The 14,439-nt window shown below is 59.4% G+C and carries 8 protein-coding genes; 6 read left to right on the top strand and 2 right to left on the bottom strand.

Annotated features, from left to right (window positions below):
• Positions 1-235: 235 nt before the first annotated feature.
• The 6 genes from RRU01S_RS14835 to trxA all read left to right on the top strand — a co-directional run bounded on the left by RRU01S_RS14835 (position 236) and on the right by trxA (position 12,058).
• Positions 236-2,671, top strand: a complete 2,436-nt coding sequence (locus RRU01S_RS14835; protein ID WP_412674290.1) for a sensor histidine kinase — start codon at positions 236-238, stop codon at positions 2,669-2,671.
• Entirely contained in the window at positions 2,668-4,182 is a 1,515-nt protein-coding gene (tsaE, locus tag RRU01S_RS14830) for a tRNA (adenosine(37)-N6)-threonylcarbamoyltransferase complex ATPase subunit type 1 TsaE (RefSeq protein WP_045231062.1), read from the top strand. The genes RRU01S_RS14835 and tsaE overlap by 4 nt, the downstream gene beginning before the upstream one ends.
• Before the next feature lie 10 nt (positions 4,183-4,192).
• Positions 4,193-4,912, top strand: a complete 720-nt coding sequence (locus tag RRU01S_RS14825; RefSeq protein ID WP_045231061.1) for a nucleotidyltransferase family protein — start codon at positions 4,193-4,195, stop codon at positions 4,910-4,912.
• A 25-nt stretch (positions 4,913-4,937) separates the two neighbouring features.
• Complete coding sequence (gene addB, locus RRU01S_RS14820; RefSeq protein ID WP_045231060.1) at positions 4,938-8,114, top strand: double-strand break repair protein AddB; 3,177 nt, start codon at positions 4,938-4,940, stop codon at positions 8,112-8,114.
• On the top strand, positions 8,104-11,661 hold the full coding sequence (addA, locus tag RRU01S_RS14815) for a double-strand break repair helicase AddA (RefSeq protein ID WP_045231097.1): 3,558 nt from the start codon (positions 8,104-8,106) through the stop codon (positions 11,659-11,661). The genes addB and addA overlap by 11 nt, the downstream gene beginning before the upstream one ends.
• A 76-nt stretch (positions 11,662-11,737) precedes the next feature.
• Complete coding sequence (gene trxA, locus RRU01S_RS14810) at positions 11,738-12,058, top strand: thioredoxin (RefSeq protein ID WP_045231059.1); 321 nt, start codon at positions 11,738-11,740, stop codon at positions 12,056-12,058.
• A gap of 75 nt (positions 12,059-12,133) precedes the next feature.
• Here trxA and RRU01S_RS14805 read toward each other — a convergent pair whose 3' ends face one another.
• Both RRU01S_RS14805 and accD read right to left on the bottom strand, forming a co-directional pair.
• Complete coding sequence (locus tag RRU01S_RS14805; protein ID WP_045231096.1) at positions 12,134-13,477, bottom strand: bifunctional folylpolyglutamate synthase/dihydrofolate synthase; 1,344 nt, start codon at positions 13,475-13,477, stop codon at positions 12,134-12,136.
• 40 nt (positions 13,478-13,517) lie between these two features.
• The gene (accD, locus tag RRU01S_RS14800; protein WP_045231058.1) at positions 13,518-14,411 is read right to left on the bottom strand and encodes an acetyl-CoA carboxylase, carboxyltransferase subunit beta; all 894 of its coding nucleotides are present in this window, start codon (positions 14,409-14,411) and stop codon (positions 13,518-13,520) included.
• Between the last annotated feature and the right edge of the window lie 28 nt (positions 14,412-14,439).

Below are 14,439 nucleotides of genomic sequence, written 5' to 3'. Positions count from 1 at the left end.
AAGACTTGATTCGTGCGCGGGCATAGCGCGCGGAAATGGGATGTCTTGTCGAGAATGCGGCACATAGGACGGAGACAGACCGGGGATGACGGTAGAAAATTCAGTCTCGCAAAAGCGAGCGACCAATGATGTCGAGCCAGACAATGGCGACGCACCTGCGCGAAGACGCTGGCTGACCTCCTTTTCAGGAGCGGTGACGCGTATTCGCGGCAAGGCGATTGCATTCACGGCGTTGATGTCTGGAACGGCCTTGAGCGGTTTTGCGGTTGCGGCGCACGCCCAGCAAAACTCTGTTCTGGAACGAGGCGAACGGCTGTTCTCCTCGTCCGAGACCATCACCTATTCGCTGTTTATCGGCGTCGTCTCGGCCACGCTGTTTTCCATCGTCTGGCTGGTTCGCCAGCGCGGAAACATTGAGGCTGAGACCAGCGAATACCGCACGGCTTTATCCGAAGCCAATGCCAAGATTTCCAAATATGAAGCCCTGATCGCCGACAAGTCCCGTCGCATCGTCATCTGGGAAAGTGCGGGCGAGCGCCCCGAATTCATCGGCCAACTGCCGCCTGAAACCGGCGTTCCCTTCGCAGACCAGGATTTCCTCGCCTTTGGCCGCTGGCTTCGCCCGGCCTCCGCTGGACCGCTGGAAAAAGCCATCGAGAAATTGCGCAGCCACGCGCAGAGTTTTGATCTGACCATCGAAACGCAGCGTGGCGAAGTGATCGAGGTTCAGGGTCGCGTCTCCGGCGGCAAGGCATTCGCCCGTTTCGTGGCGCTGAACAATCTGCGTGCGGAACTGGCCGAACTGAAGATCGAACGCGAACGGCTGGTATCGTCGATTTCCACGTTCCAGGATTTGCTCGACAGCATCGAACAGCCTGTCTGGCGCCGCAATTCCGATGGTACCCTGACCTGGGTCAACCATGCCTATGCGCAAAGCGTCGATGCGCGCACGCCGGAACAGGCCGTGACCGAGCAGCGCGAGTTGCTCAACACCGTCACGCGCCAGAAAATCCGGGCGAGCGCAACACCGGAATCGCCCTATCACGACCGCATCTCCACCGTCGTTTCCGGCAACAGAACCTTCTTCGATGTGGTCGATCTCAAGACGCCGGGCGGTTCGGCTGGCATGGCCATCGACACGACCGAAGCCGAAACGGTGCGCGAAGAGCTGAAGCGGACGCTGAAGAGCCATGCCGAAACGCTCGACCATCTGGCAACGCCGGTCGCGATCTTCGACGGCCAGCAGCGCCTGCAATTTTACAATCAGGCCTTCGTCAGCCTGTGGGGCCTCGATCTGGTTCTGCTGGAATCAAAGCCCGATAATTCCGAGCTATTCGACCGCCTGCGCTCCGATGGCAAGCTGCCGGAGCAGCTGAGCTGGAAGAGCTGGAAGGAAACCGCCCTTTCTGTTTACCGCTCGCTCGATACCAAGACCGATCTGTGGCACCTGCCCAACGGACAGACGCTGCGCGTGATCGCCACCGCGCATCCGCAAGGCGGCGCGACATGGGTCTTCGAAAATCTGACCGAGCAGGTCGATCTGCAAATGCGTTACAACACGCTGGTCAAGGTTCAGGGCGAAACCATTGATCACCTGGCCGAAGGCGTTGCCGTTTTCGGCGCCGATGGGCGCATGCGCCTGTCGAACCCGGCTTTCCGCGCGCTTTGGGGCATCACCGCCAACGAAGCCGAAGCCGGCAAGCACATCCGCTCGATCGAAGAGGTCTGTGCGCAATCCTACGACAAGCCGGATGGCTGGCGCGCGTTCAGCCAATTCATTACCAGCTTCGACGACGAGCGCCTTTCGAAACAGGGCACACTCGAGCTCCTGTCCGGCTTGGTGTTGGACTATGCGATCATTCCTTTGCCGGATTCGCAGACGATGCTCACCTTCGTCAACATGACCGATAGCGTGCGCGCCGAACGTGCGCTCAAGGAAAAGAACGAAGCGCTACGCAAGGCCGACGAGCTGAAGAACGACTTCGTCCAGCACGTCTCCTACGAGCTACGCTCGCCGCTGACCAACATTATCGGCTTTACCGATCTGTTGAAGACACCCGGAATCGGCGATCTCAACGAGCGTCAGGCCGAATATCTCGACCATATCTCCACCTCTTCATCGGTGTTGCTGACAATCGTCAACGACATTCTCGATCTGGCGACGGTCGATGCCGGTATCATGCATCTAAACTACACCGAAAACGATCTGACAGAACTGCTGGAAGACGTGTCCGTACAGATCACCGACCGTTTGCAGGAAAGCGGTGTGTCGCTGGAGATCGTGGCTCCTGCCCATCTGGGTGCCATCGTTGCCGACCATCAGCGGCTGAAGCAAATCCTCATCAAGCTTTTGACCAATGCGGCCAATTTTGCGCCGGAGGGCTCGGCGATCACGCTGACTTGCCAGCGTAGCGAAGGTGATTTCGTCTTTTCGGTTGCCGACCGCGGACCGGGTATTCCCAAGGACATGCTGAAAACGGTATTCGATCGTTTTTCGACACGCGGCAATGGCGGTCGTCGCACCGGCGCCGGTCTTGGCCTGTCGATCGTCGAAAGCTTCGTCAGCCTCCACAACGGCAACGTCACCATCGACAGCCGCCCCGGTGAAGGCACCGTCGTCAGCTGCCGTATTCCATCCGGCTCGCATCCGCATTCCATCGCCGCCGAATGAACGAGACGATTTCGCCTCTTTCCATTGTCCTCGCCAATGAAGCCGAGACCATCCGGCTCGGCGAGGAACTGGCGCTGACCGTCAAACCCGGTGTTTGCATCGCGCTCATCGGCGATCTCGGTGCGGGTAAATCGACGCTGGCACGGGCTTTGATCCGCGCCATTGCCGGTGACGACCAACTCGAAGTTCCAAGCCCGACCTTCACCATCGTCCAGTCCTACGATCTGCGCTTTCCCGTCGCGCATCTCGATCTCTACCGGCTCTCCCATGTCTCCGAACTGGATGAGCTCGGCATCGACGAGATTCTGTCAGACGGCGTCTGCCTGATCGAGTGGCCGGAGATGGCGGCCAGCGAATTGCCGGAAGGCAGCACCATCACGCTGCGGCTGACCCATCAGGGCGATGGACGCGTGGCGACCATCGATGCGCCGCCGACGCAAAGAGCGCGGCTCGAGCGCGTACTGGCCATCCGTGATTTCCTTGAAAAGAACGGCAAGGCAAATGCATCCCGCCGCTATTTCAGCGGCGATGCGGCCTACCGGACCTACGAATTGATCAGTGACGACAACAGCCAAGCCCTGCTGATGGACTGGCAGCCACCGCCGAGGGGGCCTGTCATCCAGGACGGTAAAACCTATGCCGAAATCGTGCACCTCGCCCGCGAGGTCAAACCCTTTGTCGCGATCCAAGGATTTCTGGCTGAGAACGGTTTTACCGTACCCCATATCCTTGCGCAGGATTTGGAAAGCGGCATTCTGCTTCTGGAAGACATCGGTCGTGATGGGGTTTTGGATGACGATGGCGCGCCGATCGAAGAGCGTTATTTCGAAAGCGTCGCCTGCCTTGCAGCACTCCACGAGACCCCTACCCCCGGTAACATCGCCTTGGCGAATGGTGAGGTCTATGAAATCTCGCCCTTCGATCCTGATGCGATGAAGATCGAGACATCCTTGCTCTTGGATTGGTACCTGCCACATATTCGCGGCGCGGAAATCGATGACAGCGAGAAACAGAGCTTCTTTGCCGTCTGGGATCAGCTGATCGAAAAAATCGATGATGCAGAAAACGGTCTTTTGCTGCGCGATTTCCATTCGCCCAACATCATCTGGCAAGCCGAGAAAACCGGCATCGACCGAGTCGGCATCATCGATTTTCAGGACGCGATGATCGGGCCGAAGGCTTATGATCTGGCTTCCATCATTCAGGATGCACGCGTCACAATTTCACCGGATATGCAGGCGCGATTGATGGCGCACTATCTTGAGATCAGGCGCAAAAACCCTGATTTCGATGAAGCGTCATTCCTGAAAGCCTTTGCCATTATGGCCGCCCAGCGCAATTGCAAGCTGGTGGGTATCTGGGTGCGGTTGATGAAGCGCGATGGCAAGCCGCATTATATGAAGCACATGCCGCGTACCTTCGCCTATCTGCGCTCAGCGCTCGATCATCCTGATCTTGGCATCCTGCGTGACTGGTTCGAGCGCGCGGGCATCGATATCCACAAAGAGTGAAGTGTCCCCCATGACGATCAGACAAGCGATGGTGCTGGCGGCGGGTCTGGGTACCCGAATGCGGCCGATCACCGATACGATCCCCAAGCCTTTGGTGAAGATCGCCGGACGACCGATGATCGATTACGTGATCGACGTGCTGGTCGAGGCAGGCGTGGAAACCATCGCCATCAATGTGTACCACCATGCCGACCAGATGGTCGCTCATCTGGAAACACGTCAGGACGTCAAAATTCTGATTTCGGACGAACGTGACCAGCTGATGAATTCCGGTGGCGGTCTTGCCAAGGGATTGAAGTTGCTGGAGCCCGGCCCGGTCCTCGTGATGAATGCGGACCTGTTCTGGGTTGGCGAAACGCCTGATGAAGCCACCAATCTGCAAAAGCTGGCACGTTTCTTCGATTCAGACACAATGGACATGGCGCTGCTGTGCGTCGATATGGACCGCACGACCGGCCATAACGGCAAGAAGGATTTCAACCTTGCCGATGACGGCACGCTGACGCGCTACAATGAAGGCGAGCCGCGCCCGGTGGTCTATGCCGGTGCCATTGCCATGGATAGCCGGCTTCTCGATGATGCGCCCACGGATGCCTTCAATCTCAACATCTATTTCGACCGTGCCATTGCGCAAAACAGGCTTTTTGGTCTGTCATTGTCAGGTCAATGGATTACCGTCGGCACGCCGGATGCTATAGAAGATGCGGAACGAACCATCGCAATGCTCTAAAGCAACCGACAAGTGAGATGACCCATTGGCGCATGCCAAGCGTATTCTAACGATCGCCCCCGGAACACCGTTCCTCAGAACGCTGGCCGCAGCGCTTTGCGATGGCAGGCTGACACCCGGTTTTCGCTACGATGCCGCCGATCCGCTGTCGCTCGCCAAAGTCACCATCTATGTGCCGACTCGCCGTTCGGCGCGTGTTTTGCGCTCGGAATTCGTGGATTTTCTGGGAGGCCAGTCGGCCATTCTGCCGATCATCCGTCCCTTGGGGGAAACGGATGACGATAGCGGCTTTTTCGATGTCGAAACGCCTGCGACCATCGATCTGGCACCGCCGATTTCCAGCACCGCAAGACTGGTCGAGCTTGCGCGCCTGATCCTTGCCTGGCGCAACAGCCTGCCGGATGCCATCCGCGCGGTCCACTCCGAATCGCCGCTCGTCGCACCCGCAAGCCCAGCAGATGCCATCTGGCTGGCACGCTCGCTAGGCGAAGTCATCGATGCCATGGACACGGAAGACCGGGATTGGGATGCGCTCTCCAAGCTCGACACCGCCGACCATGCGCAATGGTGGCAACTAACCGCAGATTTCCTGAAGATCGCCAGCGTCTTCTGGCCCGCTCGGCTGGAAGAACTCAACAAATCCTCGGCCGGACGACACCGCAACGCGATTTTGCGGGCGGAAGCCGAGCGGCTGACCAAGATCGGATCGGATGATCCGATCATCGTTGCAGGCTCCACCGGCTCCATTCCGGCAGCGGCAGACCTGATTGCAGCTGTCGCATCCCTGCCCCAGGGCACTGTCGTTCTGCCCGGTCTCGATATCGAGATACCCGAGGACCAATGGCAGTCGATCAACGAAAGCCCCGACGACCCGTCCAGCCGCACGCATTCGCAATATGGCCTCTTCGTTCTGCTGCAAAAGCTGGGCGTATCGCGCAATGACGCCGAACAGATCGGCGTGCTGGATACTGACCTGCAAAACCGCGCCGCGATCTTTTCCACGGCCCTTGCCCCGGCCAAGGCCACCAGCGAGTGGAACGAGTGGCGCTCCGAAAAAAGCGATGTCTTTTTCAACGATGCCTTCGCCACCGCATCCATCATAGAAGCTGCCAATGAGCGCGAGGAGGCAACGGCCATCGCCATTGCCCTTCGCCTGGCGCTGGAAAAGCCCGGCATAGGCGGCCAATCGCAGGCGGCACTGATTACCCCAGATCGTGGGCTCGCGCGCCGCGTGGCGACCGAGCTTGCCCGCTTCGGCATCGAGGCCGACGATTCCGCTGGTACGCCATTGTCCGCCACGCCGCAGGCGGGTCTGTTGATGCTGGCGCTCGAAGCCATTTTGCGACCCGGCGATCCCGTTGCGGTGATGTCTTTGCTCAAACACCCGCTGGCCCGCTTCGGTCTTGGCGAAGCAGATGTCGGCCAGGCCGTTGCCGGTCTGGAATTGCTAGCGCTTCGCGGTGGCCGAACCGAAACGACGCTCGACACGCTGGAAGCGCTTCTACAACAACAGCTTACCCTTCACACCGACGACCGGCATCCGCCGCAATGGCGCAAATCGCTGACCGAGGGTACCGATCTTGCCGCTGCCGACCTGGCGCGTCGCATCAAATCTGCCATCGAACCGCTGGATGCCGCCTTTATTCGCAAAGACCCCATCAGCGGCCGGTTGACGGCACGGCTGACGCTATCCGATTGGGCAGAACGAACAGGCCGGGTGATCGAAACCATGTGTATCGATGAGAGAGGTGATCTCGCCAATCTCTGGTCGCATGAAGCGGGGGAGAAACTGTCCGGTCTTCTCTCCGAACTCATGGAGTGCGGCAGCGTGCTGGAGGCCGATGGGCCGCAGTGGATCGATATCATGACGGCGCTGATTGCGGGCGAATCGATCAAACCGCGCGCCATGCGCCACCCCCGCGTCTTCATTTTCGGTGCGCTGGAAGCCCGTCTTCAGAGCGTCGATACCGTCATCATCGGCGGCTTGAACGAGGGTATCTGGCCGGGTCAGACGGCCAACAACCCGTTCCTGTCGCGCAACATGAAAACCGCCATAGGGCTTGAGCCGCCGGAACGGCGCATCGGGCAACTGGCGCATGATTTCGAAATGGCCAACGGAACACGGCACATTTTCTACACGCGTGCGCTGCGCCAGGGTTCTACACCCGCCGTTGCCTCACGCTGGCTGCAACGGCTTCTGGCACTAGGTGGCGAGGAGTTTGCCGACACGCTGAAAGCACGCGGCACCGCTTACCGTCATTGGGCGACCATGCTGGATGAGGGCGAAAGCCAGCAATCCGCCAAGCGTCCGGCACCGACGCCGCCTGCGGAGCTGCAGCCGAAATCCTATTCCTTCAGCGAAGTGGGCAGGCTGCGGCGCGATCCCTATTCCATCTATGCGCGGCGTATCCTGAAACTCGATCCGCTGGACGAGTTCAACCGCGATCCCGGTGCTGCCGATCGTGGCACGCTCTATCACCGCATCATGGAAACCTATTCCCGCGAGGGCCATGTGCCCGGCACGCCTGCCGCCGAAGAGGCGATGTTTCGCGTGCTACATGCCTGTTTCGATGCGGAAAACCTGCCTCCTCATATCGATGTGGTCTGGCGCCCGCGCTTCGAGGCGGTCGCCAGCGAATTTCTCAAGTGGGAAAAAAACCGTCGCGCTCTGGTCAAGCGCAGCCATATCGAAGCGCGGGCCGGACAGGAAATTCCGGAAGCGGGCATTCGCCTCACCGGCGTTGCAGACCGCATCGACATCAAGACAACGGGCAAGGCCGACATTATCGATTACAAGACCGGCCTGTCACCATCCGTCAAACAGGCCCGTTCTCTGCTCGACCCGCAATTGGCTCTGGAAGCGGCGGCGCTGATGCGCGGTGCGTTTCGCGATACGGGTTCTCCGGTGCCGGAGGATTTGATCTATGTGCGTCTGCGCCCCGGCGAGCGCTTCGGCACGGATACGATCAACAATGAACACGCCAAGGCAACGGCGAAAGTTGCGCCGAAATCGGCCGTCGAACTGGCGACTGACTCCATCGACCAGCTGGCCAAATTCGTGATTTCGCTGCGCGAAGGCAAGAACGGCTTCGTGTCACGGCTGATCCCCGAGGAACAGCAGGCCTATGGCGGCGAATATGATCACCTTGCCCGCGTGTCCGAATGGTCGACGGCAGAACCGGGAGATGGCGATGCTGAGTGAGATCATCGATCACGGCCCTGCACAGGACGATCCCAAAAGCTGGATCGACTGGACGAGCGCGCAGCAGACCCGCGCCTCCGACCCCACCAGTTCCGCCTGGGTGTCGGCCAATGCCGGGTCCGGCAAGACGCATGTTCTGACGCAGCGGGTGATCCGCCTGCTGCTGGCTGGGTGCCGCCCCTCCGCCATCCTGTGTCTTACCTATACCAAGGCTGCGGCGTCGGAAATGTCGAGCCGTGTGTTCGACCGTCTCGCAGACTGGGCTACGCTTTCCAATGCCGACTTAAGCGATCGCATCACCGCCATCGAGGGGCGTGTTCCCGATCTCATCAAGCTAAAGGAAGCACGGCGGCTGTTTGCCAAAGCGTTGGAGACACCGGGCGGCCTGAAAATCCAGACCATCCATGCCTTTTGCGAAGCGCTGCTGCACCAGTTTCCTCTAGAAGCCAATGTTGCCGGGCATTTCTCGGTGCTGGATGACCGCGCCGCAAGTACACTGCTGGCAGAGGCACGGCGCACGCTGTTGACCGCCGTCTCCATAGAGGCCGATCAGCCGCTTGCACAGGCGCTTGCCTATGTTCTCGACATCGCCGACGAGACCGGGCTGGAAGCCCTGCTCAGTGCCATCGTTTCAAACCGTAACGCCATCAGCGGCTTTCTCGAACAGGCACGTCGGGCCGGCGGCATCGATGCCTCGCTCCGGGCCAGGGCTGGCATCGGCCCGCAGGAAACGGAAGAGACGGCGGCGGCGGCCTATTGGCCCCTGCCCGGCCTTTCCGGCCTGTCGATGGAAACCTATCTCACCCTGGGCGACGAAATCGGCGGATCGCGCGTGATCGATGTCGCCTATGCGCTGCGCGAAGCCGCCCGCACGACTGATGTTTTTAAGCGCGTGGAGTTCATCGAAGCCGCACTTCTGACCTCGCAGGGCGCGCCGAAGTCCGACGCTTACGTCATCAACAAGGCCATGCAGAAATCCGCCCCTGCCCTACTGGATGATCTGACAGCGGCGCGTGCCCATGTCGTTGCCTCCCGGGATCGCTACCGCACCCTTCGCATGCTGGAAGCGACGAAACATGCGCTGACGCTCGCAGAGCGGCTGATCGGTGATTTCGAGGATTTGAAGAAGCAGCGCAGCCAGCTGGATTTCGAGGATCTAATCGAACGCGCCGCGACGCTGCTCAACCGCGATACGGCAGGCGCCTGGGTTCATTACAAGCTGGATCAGGGCATCGATCACATTCTGGTGGATGAAGCGCAGGATACGAGCCCCGTGCAATGGTCCATCATCCAGTCGCTGGCCGCCGATTTCTTCCATGGTGAAACGGCGCGCGAAGGGCGGCGCACGGTGTTTGCGGTGGGTGACGAGAAGCAGTCGATCTACTCCTTTCAAGGCGCGCGACCCGAACGGTTTTCGCAGGAGAGCCGGGAAACACAACGTCGCGTTACCGCCGTGGAACAGACATTCCATTCCGTCCGTCTGCCCCTGTCCTTCCGTTCCACGGATGATGTTCTTGCCGCTGTCGACCAGGTCTTTTCCCTACCCGAACATGCGGAAGGCCTGAGCGCCGAAAAAGAACCCGTCGAACACCGCTCGAACCGCCACGGACAGGCGGGTACCGTCGAGCTGTGGGACATGATCGCCGCTGAGCCGGTGGAAAATGAAGAGGACTGGACCGCGCCTTTCGATGCGCTGCGCGAAAGCGCCCCGCCCGCCATCGTCGCACGCCGCATCGCTGCGCGTATTGCCGAGATGATCGGCAAGGAGACGGTGGTCGAGAAAGGCGTGGAACGCACGATCGAGGCGGGTGATATCCTCGTTCTGGTCAGGAAACGACATGCCTTCGTCAATGCGCTGACCCGCGAGTTGAAGCAGCGCAAGAACATTCCCGTCGCCGGTGCCGACCGCCTGCGCCTGACCGACCACATCGCCATTCAGGATTTGCTGGCGCTCGGCCGCTTCGTGCTGTTGCCACAAGACGATCTGTCGCTGTCGGCCCTGCTGAAAAGCCCACTGTTCAATCATTCGGAAGACGACATCTTCGAGGTGGCCGCAAAACGCCCGCCCGATACAAGCGTCTGGCATTATGTACAGCTGATCTCCGCGCAGCCGGAAGGACGCCAGTTCGTCGCCTCGGTCTCGCAACTGCTGCACTTCATCACGCTGTCGAAGACGCAAACAATCCATGATTTCTTTGCCGCCGTTCTGACCCTACATGAAGGACGCGCCAAATTCCTCGGGCGGCTGGGCAATGAAGCCAGCGACGTCTTGGACGAGTTCCTGTCCTTTGCGCTCGACCACGAACGCACGGGACTTCCCGGCCTGCAATCCTTCATTTCCGTGATGGAAACGGACGCGCCTGAAATCAAGCGCGAGCAGGACAAGGAACGCGGTGAAGTTCGCATCATGACCGTGCATGCCTCCAAAGGTCTGGAAGCGCCGGTCGTTTTTCTGGTGGATGGCGGCTCGAAGGCCTTCATTCACAGCCATCTGCCGAAACTGCGGTTCATCGAAACCCATGATACCTCGTTGCCCATCTGGCTGCCCGGCAAAGGTTTTGACAATGCGCTTGTCTCGAAAGACGAGGAGCGCCTCAAGCTTTCGGCCGAACAGGAGTATCGCCGCCTTCTCTACGTGGCGATGACGCGTGCGGCCGATCATCTGATCGTCTGCGGCTATCGTGGCCCCCGGGAAAATCTTGATTGCTGGCATGCGATGATTGCGCGTTCGCTGGCGGCAGATGAAAATCGCTGCAAACGCCAGGCGTTTTCCGCAGGCGGCGAAGAGTGGGATGGATTGTTGTGGCATTCCACCAGCCGCGACGCCAAGGCAATTGCCAAGACCGAGCCGCCGCCCCTTCTGGTTCGGGATGTTCTTCCACCATCCCTCATGCAGCCTTTGCCGCCGCCACCGGTTCTGCCACGCCCGCTGAGCCCGTCTGGTGCCGGAACGATCATCGATGACGGCTCCGAGGACTTGCTGGTCACCTCGCCGCTGTTTGCCAAACAGGAGGTCTCATCCGGCCTTGCGCTCCAACGCGGCCGATTGGTGCACCGGATGCTGCAAACCCTGCCGGAATACCCACCGGACCAGCGCGAAGATGCCGCTCGGCGCTACGCGGAACGTGCCGCCCGGTTCTGGCCCGACAAGGAGCGTGAAAGTCTCATCCGCTCGACGCTTGCAGTTCTGTCAGAACCGGCACTCCAATCCGCCTTTTCCGCCAACAGTCGCGCGGAAATCTCGATCATGGGGACCTTGCGGCTGGGCACGAAGGACTACGCCGTCTCCGGCCGGATCGACCGGCTGGCGGTGGAAGGAGACCGCGTTATTCTCGTCGATTACAAGACCAACCGTGTGCCGCCCGTCAAAGACGCCGACATACCCTTGGCGCACAAGGCACAGCTTGCGATCTACAAAAGCATTCTAGCGCCGCTCTATCCTGGCAAGAATTTTACCTGTGCCTTGGTCTACACCGAAAACGCTTCATTCGTGACGCTCAGCGACGAAGCGCTTATCGGTGCACTTGCTGCAATCGAGACAAAGTGAGATACCGGACATTGAAATTGCCGACCATCGGCATCACATTCTAATCAACCAAGAGACACCGAAAGGAGAGCCATCCATGGCTACCGTGAAAGTCGATACGTCCAACTTCCAGGCCGAAGTGCTTGATTCTGCCGAGCCCGTCGTCGTTGATTTCTGGGCTGAATGGTGCGGCCCGTGCAAGATGATCGCCCCAAGCCTCGAAGAAATTTCCACCGAGCTTGCTGGCAAGGTGAAGGTCGTCAAACTCAACATCGATGAAAACCCGGAATTGGCAGCCCAGTTTGGCGTTCGCTCCATTCCGACACTTGCGATGTTCAAGGGCGGCGAAGTGGCCGACATCAAGGTTGGCGCAGCGCCCAAGACCGCTCTGTCTGCCTGGATTTCCAGCGCCGCTTGATTGAATGTGCTTAGAAAATGAAAAAAGCCTCGGAGCGATCCGGGGCTTTTTTGTTTTCCGGCATGAAGGAGGAAGTTACTTCGGAACAGTCCCGTTCAACGCCAGCGCATTGCCCGCCAGATACAGTGATCCGCCAATCAAAATCCTAGGCGCTGGTTTTCCCGGTACGATGCGCTTTTTCAATTCTTCCAAGGCTTCCTCGATCGAAGACGTCGGCGCGGCGACCAATCCGGCGTCGAATACGGCATGGGCCAACACCACCGGATCGATTCCAGCATCCGTGCCTTGGATCGGCACCGTGAAGACGTATTGGGCGATATCGGCAAAAGCCTTGAAGTATCCGACCTGATCCTTGGTGTTGATCATGCCCGATATGAGAAACAGCGGCCGCGCCTGCTTTTCCTCAAAGCCCGCCATGGCCTCGGCAATCACTTCGCCAGCGCCGGGATTGTGGCCGCCGTCGATCCAGATTTCCGAACCGGGCGGTGCCATCTCGACAAGCTTGCCTGTGGTGATACGCTGCAAACGCCCCGGCCATTCGACGGAAGCCATGGCCGTTTCGATCATCTTGTCCGTCACTTCGAAGCCAGCGGCCTTGACGGCGCGAATGGCGGCAGCGGCATTGGCGAGTTGATGGCGACCGGGAAGGCGCGGCAGAGGCGCGTCCACGAGGCTGAATTCATCCTGATAGACCATACGGCCGAATTCCTCATGGGCAGAGTAATCCTGTCCATAAACCGCCGTTGGGCATTTCAGGCGTTCTGCAGTATGGACCAGCACGTCGAGCGCCGCATCGTATTCCTGATGCCCGATAACAATGGGCGATCCAGCCTTCATGATCCCGGCTTTTTCCGCAGCAATCAGCTCGACGCTATCTCCGAGATAGGCCTGATGATCGAGCGAAATCGGCATGATGACCGAGACAGCCGGGCTGGCTATGACATTGGTGGCATCGAAACGGCCACCGAGCCCAACCTCGATGATCGCAGCATCGGCTGGATGTTCGGCAAACAGAACGAAGGTCACGGCAGTCAGGATTTCGAAGACGGTGATCATCTGCCCGCCATTGGCGGCAACGACACGTTCCAGCGCATCGGCCAGAACCGCATCTTCGACATAGCGACCCTTTTCGCCACGTATGCCCATGCGGTAGCGCTCATACCAATTGACGAGATGCGGAGAGGTGTGGACGTGCACACCAAGACCTGCGGCTTCCAGCAACGCGCGGCTGAAGGCTGTGACCGAGCCTTTGCCATTGGTGCCGGCGACATGGATGATCGGCGGCAATTTGTCTTGCGGATTGCCGAGCTTTTCCAGGAGAACGGTGATCCTGTCGAGCGACAGATCAAAGCCCTTGGGGTGGAGCCCCAAAAGCTTTTCGATGATCCGTTCTGCCTCGCTGTGTGCGGGCGTCGTCATATCTGTCATCGGCCCCTCCGGAGCCCAGCCGCAATCGGCGTCAGGCGGAAGCTGCCAGTGGCAGAACGTCCGATGACGTTTCGGCTGGCGCCTTCGTCATGATCTTCAACAGGCTTGCCAATGTATCGGCAATTTCACGGCGGTCCACGACCATGTCGACCATGCCGTGATCAAGCAGATATTCCGATGTCTGGAAGCCCTCAGGCAGCTTTTCGCGGATCGTCTGTTCGATCACGCGCTTGCCCGCAAAGCAAATCTCGGCACCGGGTTCGGCAATGTGCACATCGCCCAGCATGGCGTAGGACGCCGTGACGCCGCCCGTTGTCGGGTTGGTCAACACGACGATATAGGGCATACCCGCTTCTTTCAGCATGTTGACCGCAACCGTGGTGCGCGGCAGCTGCATCAGCGAAAGGATACCTTCCTGCATGCGTGCACCACCGGAGGCCGGGAACATTACGACAGGGCAACGCTCTGAAATGGCGCGCTCGAAGGCCTTGACGATGGCTTCGCCAGCGGCGATGCCGAGTGAGCCGCCCATGAACTGGAATTCATGCACGATGGCGACGATCTTCAAGCCCTGAAGCTTGCCGACACCGGCCAGAATCGTGTCTTCCTGCTCGGTCTTCACGCGGCTGTCGCGCAGACGGTCGGAATATTTCTTGGAGTCACGGAACTTCAGGGGGTCCTGAGCCACTTTCGGCTGGACCAGTGCTTCGTAGACACCGCCATCGAACAGGTCTTCAAGACGTGCTTTCGCAGGCATCTTCATGTGAAAACCGGAAGCCGGAATGACCCACTTGTTTTCTTCGAGGTCTTTGTGGAAGACCATTTCGCCCGTTTCGGGGCACTTGATCCAGAGGTTTTCCGGGGTCTCGCGGCGGCCAAGCATGGAGTTGATCCGAGGCCGTACGTAGTTGGTGATCCAATTCACGTCTAATACTCCTGACTAGCTGCGCTGA

The sequence above is a fragment of the Agrobacterium rubi TR3 = NBRC 13261 genome, assembly GCF_000739935.1.
Taxonomy (GTDB): domain Bacteria; phylum Pseudomonadota; class Alphaproteobacteria; order Rhizobiales; family Rhizobiaceae; genus Agrobacterium; species Agrobacterium rubi.
The sequence above is the reverse complement of the archived record's forward strand: the minus strand, read 5'-3'. Positions and strand labels throughout refer to the sequence as shown.